We start from the raw sequence: 18,214 nt of genomic DNA on the forward strand, positions 1-18,214 counted from the left end.
GTCTTATCGTCACTCTTCTCTTAATAAATCTCCTAATGAATAATTGGCCAGGCGATTTAGCAATAGCTCCTCGCCTTCCTGAAGAAAACCTAGAAGTTTTTTTTCTACACGTTCGGCTTCTTGTTTTTGCGAGAAGACTTTTTCTGTCAAACGCTTTGTACGAATATAGGAGTCTTTCCCTTCAATAGCATAGTAAATATCTAATATATAGATATCCTCTAACGATCGGGCTAAACTAAATCCACCACCCTTGCTTACACTCGAAGTGATCATTTCCCCAATTACCAACTTGCGCAATACTTTTTTCAGATAAGAATCCGAAACGCCTAATTGTTGACTGATACTAGAGCTTTTTATTGGCATCCCTTGGTCATTTTTTCCTAAAATCAGAAGAATACAAATCGCTTCTTCTAAGCTATTTTTTAGCCTCATTCTCTTCTCCTTTTATAGACAAAAAATATCTACAATTTAAATGATAACGAATATAAATAACGTCGTCAAGGATATTCCGACAACTAATTAGATTTTTCCTTCATATATATAGTTGTTTTTTCTGTTCATGATATCATCTCTAAGACCAACCTCGAACTTCTATTAAAAATAAAACCAGTCATCTAATCTAAAAAAAGATGACTGGTAACGCTCTATTTTGTTTTTAAATACAGTGACTGGCTACCCATTTTTTCGTAAATATCTTTCATTTCACCAATCTTGATCTCTGTTTCTTTTTCACCAAGTGGGTCATTGACGTACACTCGATATTGATCCATACCAACGATCACTACTGCATGAATATACTCAGGCACAGTCAATACACCGGCATCTGTTGGCCAGCTTTGATTTTTGCGTTCATTAGGAACCTTTAAATCCTCAGAAGTCGCAATCCACACCGGATGATTGTTTTGGACTTGCTCTAAAAGCATCTCAAAAGATGTATTATTTTCTGCAATGACCTCATATTCATCACCCACAATTTCCTGTGCGATCTTAGCCAACGGTGTAGCATATACGCCTAATGCTTTTCCGCTTTCCAGTTCACCCACAAATGCTTCTGTAGGATTTCCATGAATGCCTTCCTTCTCATAAGGGGCGATTGGCAGGCTTTCTGCCAATTCATTTTTATTAACATTAAAATGGTAATAATTCAACAGCATTGACAATGCTGTAATCCCTCCGCCATTCTCAAGAGCTGGCTCTGCCAATTGACTTTCTTGCGGGGTATCTAATCGGATCGTGTGAATCGGTTTCGAATAGTCCTCATCCGTATCGTTCATTTTTCTGGGCGCGAGAGTTATTTGATTATTGCTGTCATACATTGCTTCTTCATCATATTCTTTGCCAGGTTCTTCTATTTCTATCGAACTACTGTCGACACTACTGATTTCCTGATCTGATCCATCTTTTCTTAAAAAAAAGTAAAACGTTGCTGCACAAATTCCTAGTAAGACAATACTGATAATCTTCTTTTTCATTTTCATTCTCCTTGCCTAACATAAAAAAATTGAGTTGCTGCTGGAGCCCCTCAATTTTTAACCATGATCTTTGTAGACAATAATCTCTACTCGACGATTCTTGGAACGACCTTCTGATGTCTGATTTGTTGCAGCTGGCTGTGTGTCTGCAAATGCCTGAATCGATACTTTTTTCTGATCGATCCCTTCTTTGAGAACCAGATAATTCATGACAGCAATCGCTCGATTCGCACTTAGTTCCCAGTTGGAATAGTTCGAACGAACCACGGGTACGTTATCCGTATGACCAGCAACTACAATTTCTTTATTCAAATGCTTGACTTCATTGGAAACAATGTCCAGATAGTGTTCGACAGAAGTCGGTAAATCTGCACTTCCAGTAGCAAATAGCAGACTGTCCTCCAGAGAAATATAGATACCATCTGATTGCAAGGATATCTGAACATCTTCAGCTAGTTCTAGGGCAGCAAAGGCCTCCAACATATTCTCTCGTGCCTCTATCAATTGCTGCTCTTCTATCTTCTGCTCTAACTGAGATTCTTTCATCTGTTCAGAAGATACCGTCAAAAGTCCTTCTGTATTGCCCTCATTTTCAGTGTCATCTACTAAAATTACTTGATGTCCTCCTAGATCCACGACATTCTCAATGATCGAGTCTCCACCTGAATTACTTGAAAATAAAATACCAAAATGATCTCTCATCTCTCCAAATTTTGCTTCATCTACTCTAGCCACACCAAACATTACGATAAACAGAGACAAGGAGAGTGTCATCATATCTGAATAAGGAAGCATCCAGCGTTCATCTAAAGGTTCTTCTGGTTTTTTCTTTCTTTTCATTTTCTTTCACAACCTTTAATTCTCATTTGAAGGACGTTTCTCAGGCTCTACCAAACTATACAACTTTTGTTCCACGGTTTTCGGTGAAAGACCTGCCTGAATCGCCATCACACCTTCAATGATCATGTACATTTCCTGTACATCTCCTTCAGATTTAGCTGTTAGTCGTGTAGAGAAGGGAACCATCATAAGGTAACCGACTGCAATACCATACACGGTAGAAACGAATGATGCCGATATCAAGACTCCTAACGAATCTACTTGAGATAGATTCCCCAAGGCTCCGATCATCCCGATACACGATCCCAGCACCCCTAGAGTTGGTGCTGTAGAACCTGCCGTTTTGAACATCTGAATTGCTGCACGATGTCGTTCCTCCACACCACTGATCTCATTTTCTAAAATTTCTTGAATTTGTTCTGGATTGACGCCATCGACGACCATCTGCATCCCTTTTTTTAAATAATCATTGTCCAAGGCTTCAACACTGCTTTCTAAAGACAGCAATCCATCTCGCCGCGCCAGATTCGAAAGTTCAACAATGCTCTGAATGATCCCTGAGCTATCACGTTCATCCTTTTGAAACAACACACTAAATATTTTGGGCAGGCGTTTCAGCTCTGCTATCGAATAGCTACTCAACATAACCGCGATGATCCCCAGGAATACAACGAACAGCGCAGAGGGATTAATCAGCACTCCTAAATTAACACCGTTGGAAACCGTCCCTAAAATAACTGTAAGGGTTCCAAAGATTATTCCTATCACTAAAAGTATATCCATTTGATTTGTCCTCCTGCTACATTTCAAACATTTCTAAAGTAATCCATCGGTTGTTCTCACAAATAATTCAAGAGAACACTCAAAAATAACCAGTATAACCTGTCACTATTCAACAGGTTATACTGCTTTTATTAGTTATTAATCGTGATTTGCTGCCAAGTTTCTAAAAGTTCCGTCAACAGGCCTTGTACTTCACTCAAAGGCTCTATGTCACGATCAATGTTTCCTATGATCAATCGATTGTACATATAATCATAAAGCTCGATCAATTCTGTTGGAATTGTACTCTCCACCTCTTCATTGATTGAATAACGCAGTTCCATGACGATGTCTTGTGCACGAATCAGATGCTCGCTAGCCTGTGCATATTTCTCATTTTCAATCGCCATTTTCCCCATGCGGATCTTTTTGATCCCACCTTCGATCAGCATTTCGATCAATTTGTTTGGAGAGGCACTCATCACTTGATTTTTTAAATAATTTTCTTGCATATTTTGATACATCAGAAAACCTGCTTTCAATAATAAAATTCATATCCGGAAGAAGTTAGCTGTTGATAGGTACGCTTGGTATCTGGTTGATTCAAACGTGCCATTTCCTTCACGACCTCTTCTTTTTCTACTTTCAATTGTGCTAATAATTTTTGATACTCTTGGATCACAGCTTGTGCCAGCTCCTCGTTTTCCATCAATCCTTGATTCGTTTTTGAGAGGCTCATCAGTTTTTGATTACACTGATTCAATAAAGGCTCCAGCTGATCAATGTCACCTTCCCACTCCTGCATCATGGAAAGCAGACTGACTAAAATTTTTTTCACGAACTGTTTGTCAGCATCCATTAGTTGCCACCGTTAAATGAATTGACCTGATTGATCAGCCAAGACATTTGTTCCTCAGCTTGCATCATCGCCTGATCCAAACGAGTGAACATATCGACATAGCGAGCTTTCTTTTGCTCCAAAACAGCATCGAACCGCGTGATTTGTTTGTTCAAATCTTTGATCGTTGCCTCGTAAGTATCAAACTTCGTAGCAATGACCCCTTTGCTGTCACTACGCTCCGACAAATACTTGTCGGCGACCCCTTTCAATGCAACAGAATAACCACTTGTTTTTGTTTCTCCATCGACCTGTTCTGACTTGAAAAAGAAATCTTTCAACGCCTCTGGATCTTTAGCCAGTAGCTCATCAAATTGGGTTTCATCCAATGCCAACGTACCTGCACGATCCGTGATCGACAGACCCACATCGTGCGCTCTGACACTTGAACCTAGTGAAGAGAAAGCCGGTGCAACCATGTTGCGCAGCTCTGACTGCAAACGAATCAGTGTGCTGTCTCCTGCTAACGCGCCCGTCTCATTGTTGTCGGCACTTGGATCACCAACACTGACTTTGTCACTGATCAAGCTCATCAAGCTGTTGTATTGAGAAACAAAATCTTTAACTGCCGTCTTAACTTTAGAAGTATCATTTTGCAGAGATAAGCGAACTTCTGTGTCTGTTTCCTGCAATAAATCAAAGGTAACACCCTCCACGACATCTTCTACTTTGTTAGACTGACTGACAACATCGATGCCATTCAAACTAAACTCAGCATTTTGACCTAGACGCAGCTCTGCACCGTCGCCCAGACCGACACCATCCTTGGCACTGCCCGAGACTGTAAAGCTACGCTCACCGGTACTCTTGTCCTGTAAGACCAAACGATTGTCCATGATCGTTGCTGTGATATTGGAATTCTTTGTTTCCTTGTTGATCTTCGCTGCGATATCTTTCAAACTATCCGTAGAAGAAATATCAAAAGTAAATTCTTTAGCGTTCCCGCTGTCATCGGTTTCGGCTGAAGTAATCGTCAGACCACCTGAAACAGATAGTGCCTGATCGTTCGTATCGAATCGAGTCCCAACCATCTCGGTAGACGTTGCCAGCTGATTGACCTTCAGACGGAAATTTCCTTCTGCTGCACTAGCTGTTGCACTGATCTGTACACTTTTATCATCTGATGTACTCGTCTTCTTGCTTTGGAATGTATCCATTTTTTGTAAATCTTCAGTTCTTTTCAAAAAGTTGTTCAAACGTGTCTTGATGTCGCTCCAAGCAGTTTTTTCTTTCTGGATATCTTCAATTCGGTTTTGGGCACGCAACTTAGGAATCGAATCCCCTTCAAGTAGTTGTTCGATCTGCTCTGCACCAATTCCTGAATATTGACCTATGATCCCACTAATTCCAGATGCACTTGTAATACTTGCCATTATTGAACCCTCTCCTTCTCTATGTAATCATCTATTACTCTTATTATCGGATACTATTTTTATAAAATTAAGTGATTCCAGCAGAAAAATTCTTTCTTCTGTCAGAAAAAAGAAAAGATCCTTATTTAGTGTAACACGAAAGAAGCGTCTGACAATGAAAAATCATCAAAATCTGTTCTCTTCCATCTATTGACGTTTCCCGTAGACGTTGCTACAATGAAAGTGCAGGTAAGAGTGCGGCTAACACTCTTACACCTATTGCTTAGGCAAAGGTGGGTGTTAAGGCACGAGGGTTAGTCCTTTGTGCCTTTTTTTGTCGTTTCTGATCTTTATCACTAGATGAAGGATCGTTACGATCCCTTCAACTATCGCTAAGACCAGTAAAATGGTTTCAACCATTCTCTGACGCAAGCCTTTCCACATTTGGTTTCATCGGCAGGACCTCCTTTACCACCAATGCATTTCGATCGATGAGTGGTAGATGCGGTCTTACCAATGCCTAAGCAATACTGCACTTTCACAATAGCAAGGTAGTTTATTTTTTACTGGTCACTTTTTCGTTGACCTTTCTTGTAGGCGTTGCTACAATGAAAGTACAGGTAAGAGTGCGGCTAACACTCTTACACCTATTGCTTAGGCAAAGGTAGGTTGGTAAGGCAGGAAGGTTTAGTCCTTCTTGTCTTTTTTGTCGTTCCTAATCCTTAACACTAAATGAAGGATCGTTACGAACCCTTCAACTATTGTCAAGATCAGGATAATGGTTTCAACCATTTTTTGACGCAAGCCTTTCCTACTTTTGTTTTCATTGGCACGACCTCCTTTACCACCAATGCATTTTGATCGATGAATGGTAGATACGGTCTTACCAATGCCTAAGCAATACTGCACTTTCACAGTAGCAAGGGTATTTTTTTCAGGAAACTATTTTTTATTGACCTTTCTTACACGCGTTGCTACAATGAAAGTACAGGTAAGAGTGCGGCTTACACTCTTACACCTATTGCTTAGGCAAAGGTGGTTTGGTAAGACAGGAAGGTTTAGTCCTTCTTGTCTTTTTTGTCGTTTCTGATCTTTATCACTAGATGAACGATCGTTACGATCCCTTCAACTATCGCCAAGATCAGTATAATGGTCTCAACCATTCTCTGACGCAAGCCTTTCCACATTTGATTTCATTGGCACGACCTCCTTTACCACCAATGCCTTTCGATCGATGAGTGGTAGATACGGTCTTACCAATGCCTAAACAATACTGCACTTTCACAGTAGCAACATCGCTTCAATTTCCCTTTCTCTAATAAATTCGTATTTTTTCAATAAAAACTTCTCCAAAACAAAGAAACGATTCTTCTCGAACCGTTTTCTTCATTTCTCTTCACTAATTGATCGTAAAAAAAGAACCGATGGTTTTCCATCGGTTCTAAACGTTTGATTATTGTAACAAACCTAGTACGCTGTTTGGCATAGAGTTTGCTTGAGCCAACATTGAAGTAGCTGCTTGAGAAAGGATGTTGTTCTTAGTGAATTCCATCATTTCTTCAGCCATGTCAACGTCACGGATACGTGAGTTCGCTTCAGATAGGTTTTCTTGAGTTGTAGTCAAGTTCTTCACTGTATGGTTCAAACGGTTTTGAGCCGCACCTAATGAAGAACGTTGAGCTGAAACATCTTTGATTGCACTGTCAATTGAAGTAATTGCCTTCGATGAAGCTTCACGTCCAGCTGTATCGACAGCTGCTGCCGCTTTGCTTACGTTAGATTCTGCAGCTGCAACATCAGTGTCTAGTCCTTCTACAGCAGTTTTTACTTCAGCCCAAGTAGAAGTCGCAGTTAGACCGTGAGATTCACCAAATAGTTCATCTAAAGCATCGGAATCACTTAAATCAATTCCTGAAACACTATCATCGTATACAGTTGTATCATCCTCAACATTTTCTAAAGCAGCTGTGAAGTTTTCACTGATTTTTTCATTTGATTTTGCAGTTTCTAAATCACCTTCTGCGTCAGTCACTGCTTCTTCTCTTGATTCATCAATATCAGCTAATTTAACATCACTAGTAATTCCTAGTGTATCAGCATTCATTTTACCAATAGTTACTGACATTATTTGTCCATCATTAGCACCGATTTGGAAAGTAAAGCTTTGTCCTTCAGTATTCAATAATTTTTTGGTATTGAATTCAGTTGTATCAGAGATACGAGTGATTTCTTCTTTTAATGCATTGAATTCTTTGTTGATTTCGCCACGGTCATCTTGACTAAGAGTGCCGTTCGCACCTTGAACTGCTAGGTCACGCATACGTCCTAGGATCGCATGAGTTTCGTTCAATGCGCCTTCAGCTGTTTGGATCAAAGATACGCCGTCTTGTGCGTTACGTACCGCTTGTTTCAAACCACCGACTTGGCCTTTCATTTTTTCAGAGATCGCTAGTCCAGCTGCGTCGTCTCCGGCTTTGTTGATACGTAGACCTGATGATAGTTTTGCTAATGAACTACTTTTAGCAGCATTGGCATTAGTCAAACGACCGTAAGTATTCATTGCTGAGATATTTGTATTAATTCTCATGTTTGTTTTCCTCCTAATTAGTTCAATTCAATTTGTAAGGTTTCCCCTCTGTTAAATAGTATCGGCAGGTTGTTTTAAGAGTTTAATAGTTTTTCTTACTTTTCTTAAAATAATTTTCCGATGCTTCAGTGGTTCATCCTCTGTTATTAATTATCGGAAGACTTTGGAATTGTTTAAGGGGATTATATATTTTTTTTCAAAAAAATTGAATTTAATCTTCCGCATAACCATTTAAACATTGGACTACTTGAAACGACGGCCTGACATTCACCTTTACTCAAAAAAAGACCGCCGAATGTTTTAACGTTTTCAGCAGTCCTGTTTGATGCTATTCAGCACTCTCTCTATAAGCAAAAAAATGAGCTAATCTCCCTGTTTCCTTCAAAGCTAGCTTGCTCTGGATTTTCGCCCATTCTTTTTGTGAGACTACGATACTATCAGGATCGGAAGCTCCATCAATATCCTGTACCAGAGAATCGATCAACTGTAAATAATAAGACCTATACTCTCTTGATAGTTGATCTGAGCTGAGCGACTGATTCTGCTCGCTGTCTTTGTTTAAAAGACAAAGTTGCTTCAACTTCATTATAGCTTCTCCCTTCTCCACATCAGAATAAAAGATTTAAAAAAACTCCAGAAATTCTGGAGTTTAGCGTACATAATCTAAAATCGATGTCTGCATGATTTTGGTCCCCATCGCCATTGTGGTTTGATAAGCCAGCATTTGGTTTTGGTATTCCATGTATTTTTCTGCAACATCTACGTCTTGACGATCAGACAAGGTACTTTTCAGAGATAACTTTTCTGTCTCATTTCGAGCACCTGCTGATTTCAGGCGATTGGCAATCGTATCGATCCGCGTTTGGAACTCTGCAATATCCCCTTTACGTTTATCCAAGTCACCGATTTTACTGGACATGCCTTGCGCCCAGCCATCCAATCTATCCAACTCAGCAAGCGTATCAGCATTAGCAGGATCATCAGGATCCAGACTGTCTCTGTCTATTCCACTTAATCTTTCTTTATTATTGATATAAAAATCCATATCTTCGATCAAGCCATTTAGAAAATCATTCATTTCACTACCACCAACGATTTTCTCTCCATTTGTTGGTAAATCAACGACCACACTGTCGGCAATCTCACGTGAGACTTCTGTAGTTGAGCCGTTGTACTCAATTCCGATCACCGCATCATTAGCATCTCGCACTACACTGAATGGCGGCTCTGTAGTATTCGTTCCACCAAAAATATAACGTCCGTCAAAGTTGGTATTCAATGATTCCACGATTCCCAGAATCTCTTGCTGGATCTCATTACGATTCGCTTTGATCTCATCAACATCTTGCGTGCCATTCGCTGAATGTTGAACCAGACGGCGAATATTGTTCATCGAATCGTTAACATGCTGCAACGCACCAAACTGGGTATTGATCCAGTCTTGGCTGTCTTTGATTTCTTGGCCGAATGTCTCATTTCGAGCGATAGCTACGTTTAAATTCATAATCTTGGAAACCAATAATGGGTTATCCGAAGATTTGCTGACTTCTTTTAAACTTGAGATTTGATTCAACGTTTTTTGAACTTTGCTGGCATTGGTACCTAGATTTTTAATAAAGTCGTTGTAAGTTACATTACTAGAAACTCTCATCGTACTACACTCCTGTTCGGTTGATCAATGTATCAAGCATTTCTGAAATTGTCTGAATCACACGAGCATTCGCCTGGAATGCTTGAGAGAAACGAATAACATCGGACACTTCTTCGTTCAAGTTGACACCTGATACAGACTCATTTTTATATTCTAATTGGTTCAGCAAAGTTAATTGTGAGGCAGCTGTATTGTCTGCCTGCTGTTTGGAAATCCCGTTTTTTGTGACGATATTATTAAAGCGTTCTGCAAAAGTCATGTTATCGTCTACATCTTTTTTAGAGAAAAGTTTTCCTATTTCTCTTGCTAGCGAACCGTCACCATCATCGCCGGATTTTCCTGCTTGTAATCTCGATGGATCTTCTTGGAAGTATTCATTCACTTTGATCGTTCCAGCAGTATCGCCTTCTACAAAAAAAGGTTCTGCATTAGGGTCATCCTGTTGATACACCTCGTTGATAGCATCGGCAAATTTCTTTACAAAATCATCTAATGAATTCAAGCTGTCATCGATCTCTTTTGCTGCTGCTTTAAAGCCGCCGATTTCGCCACCAGAAACGATTACTTCTGAAGTGATTGTTGCATCGTTTCCATTAGCCTCTGCAATAACGATCGTTCCCAACGGCAGACCCGTTGTGTCGGCAGTCTTCTTGTTCTGTGCATCGCCTCCAAGAGAAATTTGCCCATCTCCTGTCACCACGCTGACTGCTTTTGTCCCTGTTTTAACATTCAATACTTCGGTGCCAGAATCTCCACCGATTCTCAATGAAGACACACGGCCAAACTTATCAAATTCAGCTGAAATGTCCGCTAGTCCTGAAAGATCCTTTAATAACGAATCGCGGGTATCCAGCAAATCATTTGGCGAACTTCCATTTGAAGCGATCGCAAAGATTTGATCGTTTAAGATAGCCAGCTGTTCTACCTTTTGGTTAAAGTCTAAGGCGCCTTTTTCAATATTACTGACGACTTCATTTTTCAATTGCTGCATTTGACCAGCCATTTGACGAACCATGTCTGTGAAAGTATTTGAATTTTCTATGACTAATGTTTTAGAGGTAGCTAATTCAGGATTGCTTCCTAATTTAGACCATGAATCATAAAGAACCGACAGTTGATTGATGACTCCCGTTTCTGAAGGTTCATTCAAAAAATTCTCTAATTGTCCTAACGCATCTGATTTTTGTTCAAACATGCGGTATTGAGAGTAAGCCCCCTGGATTTGTCCACGAATGAATGAATCGACGATCCGATCCACACTTGTTGCCTTTACTCCCATACCAATCATGCCGACTCCCGCCATACGGTAAGGAGTCTCTGCTTGCATATGTACACGCTGGCGTGAATACCCGTCTGTATTTGTATTGGCAATATTATGTCCGCTAGTCTGTAAACCTGTCTGGTTCGTGTTCATTCCTCGGGTTGCTGTTCCTAATGAACCAAATAAACCTGTCATAGCGTTTTCCTCCTAAAATTCTGTATCTACCAAAGTCGTTGGTGCCTGTCCATTGGAAGCAGTGGTCGGTTTTGCATAGGTCTGATTGTTCGACTGCTTCATCGTGCTTTTGACGGCATCCATCAAAGTCTCTTGGTAACTGATTGCTTGCTGGGTCAACAGCAGATTTTCTTCCTGCTGCTGCTGGATCTGTTTGATCAACGTGCGAGATTTCTCACTGATTTCTCCCGTATAAGAACTAAAAAGAGGCACAAACTCCTCTTTTTGGGCAACGAGTTCTTCTAATTTTTCAGCGTGACCTTTGATCAAGTACATTTTTTCTTTTTTCAATAATTGTGTAAATTTGATTAATTTGCGTTCAAATTCGATCGTTGTCATGATTTAAGCGTCCTTTATCGTTTTCATCGATTGTACCATACTTTTTGCAATCTCTTCCGTCGATACTTGATAAGATCCATCTTTAATCGCTTGTTTCAATGCCGCAACTTTGTCTGCACGCGCTGTTTCCACGGCATCGCTTTTTTGTGTTTCGCGAATTTTTTGTGTCGTTGTAGATAAATCTACATTGTCTTTTGCATTGGATGTTTGAGCTGTCTGGGTATATTTTTCCTGGGCTTTTTTCGATTGAACGAGTCGATCGCTGTATTCGCCGTAGCCTCTTCCGATTTTCATAGAGATTCCCTCCTCGTCGTCTCTTTTGCTGTATGGTTATATTATCGGCAAAAAATAAAAAAAGTTAAACGATTTTGTTTAACTTTTTTATTTTTCTTAGTTCAAATGATTGAGGCGTTGTTTCGGAGACAGGATATTGGTGATTCTCACACCAAAGTTTTCATTGATAACGACTACTTCTCCTGTCGCGATCAATTTCCCATTAACTAGAATGTCCAATGGTTCATCCGTCAATTTCTCCAGCTCTACGACAGAACCAGTATTCAATGAAAGGATATCTTTGATCGATTTGCGGCTTTTCCCTAAGATGACACTCAAATCTAATGGGACATCCATGATCAGTCCCAGGTTGTCTGTATCGACATCTGCAGTACTAGATTTTGAAAACAGCGGTTGGAATTCTGCCTGACTGACTTCAACCATCCGACTAGGTCTTTGTGGTGGCTCACTCTGCCATTCTTGTTCTTGTGGTTTCTGCGCTTGCTGCTGTGACGCATATCCAGCATGTGTTGACTGTTGTTGCTGAGGTGCAGCCTGCTGTTGAGGTCGATTATCAGGTGCTGGTTCAGAAACCATTTCTTCTTTACGCACACTGACTGCTTTATCTGACAACATCGCATCTGTGATATCTTTGACAACTTCTTCTGTAAAAACTTGCATGATCTCACTTTCGATCACACCTTCAACGTCTAAAGAGAAAGAGATCCGATAAATGTCCTGGTCTTTGACGATTCCATCGTAATCAATAGATTCCTTGTTTTCCCATAGATTGACATCTGGCGGCAGGATATCTACTTTTCGATTGATCATGGTTGCCATTGAAGTTGAAGCTGAACCGATCATTTGATTCATTGCTTCTGCTACGGCACTCAGTTCCAATTCAGTGAATTTAGTTGATGTCGGCTTGCCTTCTCCGCCCATCATTAAATCGGCAATAATGATCGCATCGCTGACTTCCAAGAGCATCAGGTTCGTCCCCAAAAGTCCTTCTTTAAACTCAACAGTGGTCGATACTTTCGGTGCTGCTAGGCCCTCAAGTATTTCTCTAAATTTTACTTTTGATACACGAGGTGTCGTGATCATTACTCGACGATTCAAGATAGACGACAAGGTTGTCGCAGCCTGTGACATCGAAATATTACCGACTTCTCCAATAATATCAAACTTATCTTGTTCTGTTAATTGTGTAGCTGGATCGGCGGATTCCTCAGATGGAATAGCCCCTCCGTTTAACATTGCATCAATTTCTGCTTGTGATAGACCTTCACTCATCTTTCTGATCTCCTTCCAATTTATCTATTAACTCAATGGCTAGTTGGTCATTTTTCTTCCCTGGAATCACTCGATAGAATGGTTTTCCTTCAATAAATGTCTCTAGTGGATCGGTGATTTTACGATCCAGTTTAATGACATCACCCGGTGCTAGATGAAGGAAATCAGAAAGATTCATTTGAGACTCTCCTAAAAGAACTTCCAGCTCTAATTGAACATTATTCAAACTCTTTTGTAACTCGTCTACTTCCCCCTGATTCGATGATTGATTTGAATCAAACCAGTTACGGAAACTTAGCTTATCAATGATCCCCTCAAAAAAGACATAGGGGATACAGATATTGATAAAGGTTTGGATCTTTAAGATTTTCACAGTAAATGTAACCAATACCACGGGTTCATTCGGGGACATGTTTTGCAACAATTGAGGATTGGTATCCATCCCTTCAAGTTCAGTCGATAGCTCGACGATATCTTTCCAAGAATTTTCAAAGGCAACTGCCAACTGGGTGACTACTTCTTCCAGCACTGCTAACTCAATATCTGTAAAACTTTTCTTATCCGAGACTTCTTCCATCTCATTTGCTTGCTGGCGAACTTCGATCCCGCCAAACAACAACTCTACGATCAACATACATAGCTGTGGATTCATCTCGATCATCTGAATGCCACTAGCTGGCTTCGACTGCAATAAACCTAATAATGTGAATTTAGGAATCGAGTGGATAAACTCATCATAGCTGATTTGCTCGATCGCTGCCAACTGAAAAGACACATTTGTTCTTAGCTGTGTAGACAATAGATTACTTCCTACCTTAGAAAAGTCTTCAAATATCATATGCAGCGTATTGATGTATTCTTTTGAAAGTTTGGTCGGTCTACGAAAATCGTAACTTTTGACCTTGGCCTGCTCGTTTTCTTCTTCGACTGTTTCTTGATCGATCTCGCCACTGTCCATGGCATTTAGTAATCGGTCAATTTCTTGTTGCGACAGTACCTGATCCAAATTCAATCCCCCATTTACTCAAAAATCATATGATTCACTTGAATCACATTAGCTACTTTGTCCGGGAAAGACACGATTCCAGAATAGTAATCGTACCCTTCCTCATCCATCAACTGGATATCCTCTTCTTCTATATCTACCACTTCTACTACTTCTTCAATCAGCAAACCTTTTTTCTCTTCATTTTGTTTCATGATCAAAATGTTGCGATTGAGCTCAGCATTGGGAACACCGATCAACTTCGTCAAATTCACTACCGTTAAGACAGTTCCTCGCAAATTAATGAGTCCCTCTACCCAATGAGGTGCCAGTGGAACCTTCGTGATACGGATCGTATCGATGACTTCCTCTACCGAGTCCGCTGAGATGAGATAGTTTCGATGATTCATTTTAAACAGAATCATTTGCATCTTTGGTCATCTCCTTTTTAAGAAAGAGCTTTATCTACGGCTTTGATCACACGGTCTGTATCAAATGGTTTAACGATGAAATCCACTGCACCTGCACGAATCGCATCCATCACCATTCCTTGTTGCCCCATTGCACTGCACATGACCACTTTTGCTGAAGCATCCGCGGCTTTGATCATTTTCAATGACTCCAGACCATCGACTTCTGGCATAGTAATATCCATAGTTACTAAATCTGGATGGACTGCTTGGTATTTTTCAAAAGCTTCTTGTCCATTTTGCGCTTCACCAACGACTTCATAGCCGTTTTTTTCTAAAATATCTTTTAATTTCATGCGCATAAATACCGCATCGTCTACAATTAATACTGTCTTTGCCATTAATTTTCTCTCCTCAAATCCCTAAAGTAGTTAAAATTTTTTCAATGACACCCGTTTCTGGTATAAAAAACAACGAAGCGTCTAAACTGTCTTCATCATAGGTGAATTCATTACGGATCACCATGACTTGATCATCAAATTGATTCAATGCCATGTAGACACTGCTGATGACTGCTCCAAAATAATCATATTGTATCATAGGTAGCGATGAAATCAATTGATTATCTAAAAATTTTCCAATTGCACCTAAAAAAGAATTGGACACAATGTTGGTCAATTCATTAACCGCTGAAGATTTTACCTCCTGATCGAACTCAGGAGTTCCTACCATAAATTCCGTCAGCTTGTCGGCTGTCGCATCTGTCAGAACAAACAGGAACACTCCTCGAATGTCACCTAGGATCTGACTCACGATTGCATAGACTTCTTCGTTTTCATCCAAGATCTGCTGATAGAGCTTTTCATAGCTTAAGATTTCAACTTCTGGTACCCGCATATCGATTCTACGATCCACCATCATAGAGATACTTGTTGCTGCATGTCCACCACCGATATTGATAATTTCTTTCAGTCCATCTAATTCCAAATCAGTATATGTCATTTATCGATTCCTCTGATCATAACAAATGGCATTTACATCCAGGATCAATGCGATTGAACCATCTCCTAGAATCGTTGCCCCTTGATATTTTCTTGTTTGTTGTAAGATGCCGTCAATCTTCTTGATGACAATCTCCTGCTGTCCGATCAGTTCATCTGACAGAACACCGTAATACCGCTGATCGATGTTCACGATGATCGCATAATGCTTGCCAGCGTATTTGGTGTCGACTTGTAGCAATTCATTGGTGCGGATGATCGGGATCATTTCTCCCTGAAATTCATAGACTTCTTCGTTCAGTGTTTCTTGGATCTCTTCCTCGCGAATCATCACGACACGCTCAACGATGTCCAGAGGAATCGCAAAACTTTCCTCTCCGATACGAACCATCAGAGCTTCAATGATGGAGAGTGTCAACGGTAACTTGATAATAAACATGGTTCCCACGTCTTTTTGACTTCTCAACTCGATCGTTCCGCCAAGTGAACTGATCTTTGATTGAACCACATCCATTCCCACACCACGTCCAGAAATATTCGTCACTTCTTTTGCAGTCGAAAATCCTGGATGGAAGATCAAATGCTGAATCTCTTCATCTGTTAGACCGTCTGTTGGAATTCCTTTGCGTTCGGCACTTGCACGAATCACTTCAGGATCCAATCCTTTTCCGTCATCTTCAATCGTGATCATCACTTGATTGCCTTCTTGGAAAGCAGCCAGTTGGATAATCCCTTTGCGTTCTTTCCCTAATGCCTCTCGCACGTCAGGTGTTTCGATCCCGTGGTCCACGGAATTTCTCAACAGATGCACCAAAGGTTCGCTTAGTTCGGAAACGACTGTCTTGTCTAATTCCGTTTCTTCCCCTGTAATGATCAGATCCATTTCCTTGTCTAGTTCATTAGACAAATCGCGGACCATTCTTGGGAAACGACTAAATACGACTTTGACCTGCTGCATGCGGATTTTTAGGACCAAATCCTGCAATTCAGAAGTCAAACGAGACACTTGTTCGAGTGATTCTTTGATGTCGGCAATATTCGCACGGGTGCTGACTTCTTCCAATTGGTTTCGGTAAACGACCAACTCTGATACTAAATTCAAAAACAGATCCAAACGAGACAGATCGACACGAATCGATTGATTATTGTTATTGTTGTGGATCGTTGGCTGCTGTACAGCAGTTTTTGCTTTGTCAGTCTCTACAGATTTCTCTACAGTCACCACTTCTGGTTCATTAGATTCGTTTGTTTCCGCTGCTTCCGTCACCACTGTTTCTTCCGTCAAGATATGCTGTGATTCATCAAAAACCTCGACCTTGATTGCTTCTACCTCACTATTACCTAGTAGATTTTCCATCACACGCTCGTGATCATTCTTGGATAAGTAGACAACGTGAAAATCTGAATCAAAATCACCTAGCTCCAAGACTTCTGTCGTTGGTTCCGTATGAAGGATATCCCCTTCTTGCTCCAGTTTTTCCATGATTAGAAATGCTCGCGGACCTTTGAGCAAGGAATCTTCTTCTAAACGAACCGCAATACTGTAAGCTTGATAATCATCATTTACCGCATTTTTGATGACGTGAAGATCACTGTCTTCAAGGAATTTGAATCCGGCAACTAATTCTGCCGTTTTCGATGCTATTACTTCTTCGACCAGCTCTTCCTCAGGAGCAGAGTCTTCTTCTACTTCACCAAGCTCTGCCAGCAGGCTCTCGATGGAAGTATGCGTCAGCTCTTTTTCTTCACGTAAATCCTCGACTAAACTAGACAATTTATCTAAGCAACGAAAGATCAATGAGATCGAGTTGCTAGTCACTTCAACTGTGCCTTCTTTGAACTTCTCAAAGATATTCTCCATCTTATGGGTCAGCTCTGTCATGACATCGTAACCCATGGTGGCAGCCATTCCCTTTAAGGTATGGGCCGACCGAAAAATCTCATTTAGCAGATTCCCATCATTTGGATTATTTTCTAACTCCAATACGTTGTCGTTCAATTGTTGAAGATGATCATCTGTTTCTTCAAAGAACAGTGTACGATAAATATTGTTGTCGTCCACACTTCTTCAACTCCTTGTTTCACATTTTTTGATAAATAAATGAATCGATTTTCTTTAATCCAAAGTTTTCAGAAAAATTGATTGTTTCTGTTGCACCAGTGAATAGGATGCCCCCTGGTACAAGCGAATCACTAAATTTTTGATAGACTTCGTCGCGTGCGTCATTTTTGAAATAGATCGTGACATTTCGGCAAACGATGGCATGACATTTGTCTTCATATCGGTCTTTTAGCAAATCGTGTTTTTTAAATAAAACTTGTCGTTTGATCCCGTCTTTCAATGCAAATTCATCGGTTGATAATTGATTGAAATACTCGTTCCGATCACTGATCGGGATGTTTTTGATATCGCTGTTTTTATAGACAGCGGTTTTCGCTCTTTGTAAAATCGTACGATCGATATCTGTTGCTACGATCTTCGCCGTTTGAATCTTGTTTTTTTGTAAGATCATTGCCAGCGTATACGGCTCCGCACCGATCGAACAAGCCGCACTCCAGATTTTCAAGCGAGGAAAATTGCGATTTAAGGTGACCAAATTCTTTTCAAAGGTATCAAACAAGTCACGATTCCGATAAAACTCTGTGACGTTGATCGTAATGTGCTCTAAGAATTCTTGCTTAGCCACGGGATCTCTTTCCAAAAGCTTGGAATAGGCTTCTAATGTGTTCACTCCACAAGATTCCATGATATTTGCGATACGACGTTGCATTTGCTTTTCTTTGTAAGCATCTAACTGGATACCCAATTTGTCTTTTACCCACTTATTAAAAAAATCAAAATTTAACTGCATCTCA

20 protein-coding genes are annotated in these 18,214 nt (G+C 40.3%); all 20 read right to left on the bottom strand.

Annotated features, from left to right (window positions below):
• Positions 1-9: 9 nt before the first annotated feature.
• The 20 genes from ACWODM_RS04285 to ACWODM_RS04380 all read right to left on the bottom strand — a co-directional run bounded on the left by ACWODM_RS04285 (position 10) and on the right by ACWODM_RS04380 (position 18,210).
• Positions 10-432: an RrF2 family transcriptional regulator gene (locus tag ACWODM_RS04285; RefSeq protein ID WP_455320140.1), complete on the bottom strand. Its 423-nt coding sequence runs from the start codon at positions 430-432 to the stop codon at positions 10-12.
• A 212-nt stretch (positions 433-644) separates the two neighbouring features.
• A complete protein-coding gene (locus ACWODM_RS04290) occupies positions 645-1,472 on the bottom strand; it encodes a C39 family peptidase (RefSeq protein WP_455320141.1) in 828 nt (275 codons plus the stop codon).
• Between the two features lie 57 nt (positions 1,473-1,529).
• Positions 1,530-2,312, bottom strand: a complete 783-nt coding sequence (locus ACWODM_RS04295) for an OmpA family protein (RefSeq protein WP_455320142.1) — start codon at positions 2,310-2,312, stop codon at positions 1,530-1,532.
• Positions 2,313-2,327: 15 nt separating this feature from the next.
• On the bottom strand, positions 2,328-3,095 hold the full coding sequence (locus ACWODM_RS04300; protein ID WP_455320143.1) for a MotA/TolQ/ExbB proton channel family protein: 768 nt from the start codon (positions 3,093-3,095) through the stop codon (positions 2,328-2,330).
• Positions 3,096-3,226: 131 nt separating this feature from the next.
• Positions 3,227-3,598: a flagellar export chaperone FliS gene (gene fliS, locus ACWODM_RS04305; protein ID WP_455320144.1), complete on the bottom strand. Its 372-nt coding sequence runs from the start codon at positions 3,596-3,598 to the stop codon at positions 3,227-3,229.
• 14 nt (positions 3,599-3,612) lie between these two features.
• Positions 3,613-3,933, bottom strand: coding sequence for a hypothetical protein (locus tag ACWODM_RS04310; RefSeq protein WP_455320145.1), 321 nt, complete (start codon positions 3,931-3,933; stop codon positions 3,613-3,615).
• Positions 3,933-5,345, bottom strand: coding sequence for a flagellar filament capping protein FliD (gene fliD, locus ACWODM_RS04315; RefSeq protein ID WP_455320146.1), 1,413 nt, complete (start codon positions 5,343-5,345; stop codon positions 3,933-3,935). The genes ACWODM_RS04310 and fliD overlap by 1 nt, the downstream gene beginning before the upstream one ends.
• 1,432 nt (positions 5,346-6,777) lie before the next feature.
• On the bottom strand, positions 6,778-7,911 hold the full coding sequence (locus ACWODM_RS04320) for a flagellin N-terminal helical domain-containing protein (RefSeq protein ID WP_455320147.1): 1,134 nt from the start codon (positions 7,909-7,911) through the stop codon (positions 6,778-6,780).
• A gap of 328 nt (positions 7,912-8,239) precedes the next feature.
• Positions 8,240-8,497: a hypothetical protein gene (locus ACWODM_RS04325; RefSeq protein ID WP_455320148.1), complete on the bottom strand. Its 258-nt coding sequence runs from the start codon at positions 8,495-8,497 to the stop codon at positions 8,240-8,242.
• A 63-nt stretch (positions 8,498-8,560) separates the two neighbouring features.
• Complete coding sequence (flgL, locus tag ACWODM_RS04330; RefSeq protein ID WP_455320149.1) at positions 8,561-9,562, bottom strand: flagellar hook-associated protein FlgL; 1,002 nt, start codon at positions 9,560-9,562, stop codon at positions 8,561-8,563.
• Positions 9,563-9,566: 4 nt separating this feature from the next.
• Positions 9,567-11,018, bottom strand: coding sequence for a flagellar hook-associated protein FlgK (gene flgK / locus ACWODM_RS04335; RefSeq protein WP_455320150.1), 1,452 nt, complete (start codon positions 11,016-11,018; stop codon positions 9,567-9,569).
• Between the two features lie 12 nt (positions 11,019-11,030).
• Positions 11,031-11,396 carry a flagellar protein FlgN gene (locus ACWODM_RS04340; RefSeq protein ID WP_455320151.1) on the bottom strand — a complete coding sequence of 122 codons (366 nt, stop codon included), beginning with the start codon at positions 11,394-11,396 and terminating at the stop codon, positions 11,031-11,033.
• A 3-nt stretch (positions 11,397-11,399) separates the two neighbouring features.
• Positions 11,400-11,690: a flagellar biosynthesis anti-sigma factor FlgM gene (gene flgM, locus ACWODM_RS04345; RefSeq protein WP_455320152.1), complete on the bottom strand. Its 291-nt coding sequence runs from the start codon at positions 11,688-11,690 to the stop codon at positions 11,400-11,402.
• A 96-nt stretch (positions 11,691-11,786) separates the two neighbouring features.
• Positions 11,787-12,962 (bottom strand): flagellar motor switch phosphatase FliY, encoded by a 1,176-nt coding sequence (gene fliY, locus ACWODM_RS04350; RefSeq protein WP_455320153.1) that lies wholly within the window; start codon positions 12,960-12,962, stop codon positions 11,787-11,789.
• Complete coding sequence (fliM, locus tag ACWODM_RS04355) at positions 12,955-13,968, bottom strand: flagellar motor switch protein FliM (protein ID WP_455320154.1); 1,014 nt, start codon at positions 13,966-13,968, stop codon at positions 12,955-12,957. The genes fliY and fliM overlap by 8 nt, the downstream gene beginning before the upstream one ends.
• A gap of 14 nt (positions 13,969-13,982) precedes the next feature.
• Positions 13,983-14,378, bottom strand: a complete 396-nt coding sequence (locus ACWODM_RS04360; protein ID WP_455320155.1) for a chemotaxis protein CheW — start codon at positions 14,376-14,378, stop codon at positions 13,983-13,985.
• Positions 14,379-14,395: 17 nt separating this feature from the next.
• A complete protein-coding gene (locus ACWODM_RS04365) occupies positions 14,396-14,758 on the bottom strand; it encodes a response regulator (protein WP_455320156.1) in 363 nt (120 codons plus the stop codon).
• A gap of 13 nt (positions 14,759-14,771) precedes the next feature.
• Positions 14,772-15,359, bottom strand: a complete 588-nt coding sequence (locus tag ACWODM_RS04370) for a chemotaxis protein CheC (protein ID WP_455320157.1) — start codon at positions 15,357-15,359, stop codon at positions 14,772-14,774.
• Positions 15,360-17,420, bottom strand: coding sequence for a chemotaxis protein CheW (locus ACWODM_RS04375; protein ID WP_455320158.1), 2,061 nt, complete (start codon positions 17,418-17,420; stop codon positions 15,360-15,362).
• A gap of 19 nt (positions 17,421-17,439) precedes the next feature.
• Positions 17,440-18,210, bottom strand: coding sequence for a CheR family methyltransferase (locus tag ACWODM_RS04380; RefSeq protein WP_455320159.1), 771 nt, complete (start codon positions 18,208-18,210; stop codon positions 17,440-17,442).
• Positions 18,211-18,214: the final 4 nt, after the last annotated feature.

It is taken from the genome of Enterococcus olivae (genome assembly GCF_053760925.1).

Excerpts from the sequence above, each read along its gene's own strand:
- ACWODM_RS04325 (WP_455320148.1), bottom strand. The coding sequence starts at position 8,497 with ATGAAGTTGAAGCAACTTTGTCTTTTAAACAAAGACAGCGAGCAGAAT.
- ACWODM_RS04360 (WP_455320155.1), bottom strand. The coding sequence starts at position 14,378 with ATGCAAATGATTCTGTTTAAAATGAATCATCGAAACTATCTCATCTCA.
- fliS (WP_455320144.1), bottom strand. The coding sequence starts at position 3,598 with ATGTATCAAAATATGCAAGAAAATTATTTAAAAAATCAAGTGATGAGT.
- ACWODM_RS04295 (WP_455320142.1), bottom strand. The coding sequence starts at position 2,312 with ATGAAAAGAAAGAAAAAACCAGAAGAACCTTTAGATGAACGCTGGATG.
- flgK (WP_455320150.1), bottom strand. The coding sequence starts at position 11,018 with ATGACAGGTTTATTTGGTTCATTAGGAACAGCAACCCGAGGAATGAAC.
- ACWODM_RS04310 (WP_455320145.1), bottom strand. The coding sequence starts at position 3,933 with ATGGATGCTGACAAACAGTTCGTGAAAAAAATTTTAGTCAGTCTGCTT.
- ACWODM_RS04370 (WP_455320157.1), bottom strand. The coding sequence starts at position 15,359 with ATGACATATACTGATTTGGAATTAGATGGACTGAAAGAAATTATCAAT.
- fliD (WP_455320146.1), bottom strand. The coding sequence starts at position 5,345 with ATGGCAAGTATTACAAGTGCATCTGGAATTAGTGGGATCATAGGTCAA.
- ACWODM_RS04300 (WP_455320143.1), bottom strand. The coding sequence starts at position 3,095 with ATGGATATACTTTTAGTGATAGGAATAATCTTTGGAACCCTTACAGTT.
- ACWODM_RS04290 (WP_455320141.1), bottom strand. The coding sequence starts at position 1,472 with ATGAAAAAGAAGATTATCAGTATTGTCTTACTAGGAATTTGTGCAGCA.
- ACWODM_RS04340 (WP_455320151.1), bottom strand. The coding sequence starts at position 11,396 with ATGACAACGATCGAATTTGAACGCAAATTAATCAAATTTACACAATTA.
- flgL (WP_455320149.1), bottom strand. The coding sequence starts at position 9,562 with ATGAGAGTTTCTAGTAATGTAACTTACAACGACTTTATTAAAAATCTA.
- ACWODM_RS04285 (WP_455320140.1), bottom strand. The coding sequence starts at position 432 with ATGAGGCTAAAAAATAGCTTAGAAGAAGCGATTTGTATTCTTCTGATT.
- ACWODM_RS04320 (WP_455320147.1), bottom strand. The coding sequence starts at position 7,911 with ATGAGAATTAATACAAATATCTCAGCAATGAATACTTACGGTCGTTTG.
- ACWODM_RS04380 (WP_455320159.1), bottom strand. The coding sequence starts at position 18,210 with ATGCAGTTAAATTTTGATTTTTTTAATAAGTGGGTAAAAGACAAATTG.
- fliY (WP_455320153.1), bottom strand. The coding sequence starts at position 12,962 with ATGAGTGAAGGTCTATCACAAGCAGAAATTGATGCAATGTTAAACGGA.
- flgM (WP_455320152.1), bottom strand. The coding sequence starts at position 11,690 with ATGAAAATCGGAAGAGGCTACGGCGAATACAGCGATCGACTCGTTCAA.
- ACWODM_RS04365 (WP_455320156.1), bottom strand. The coding sequence starts at position 14,758 with ATGGCAAAGACAGTATTAATTGTAGACGATGCGGTATTTATGCGCATG.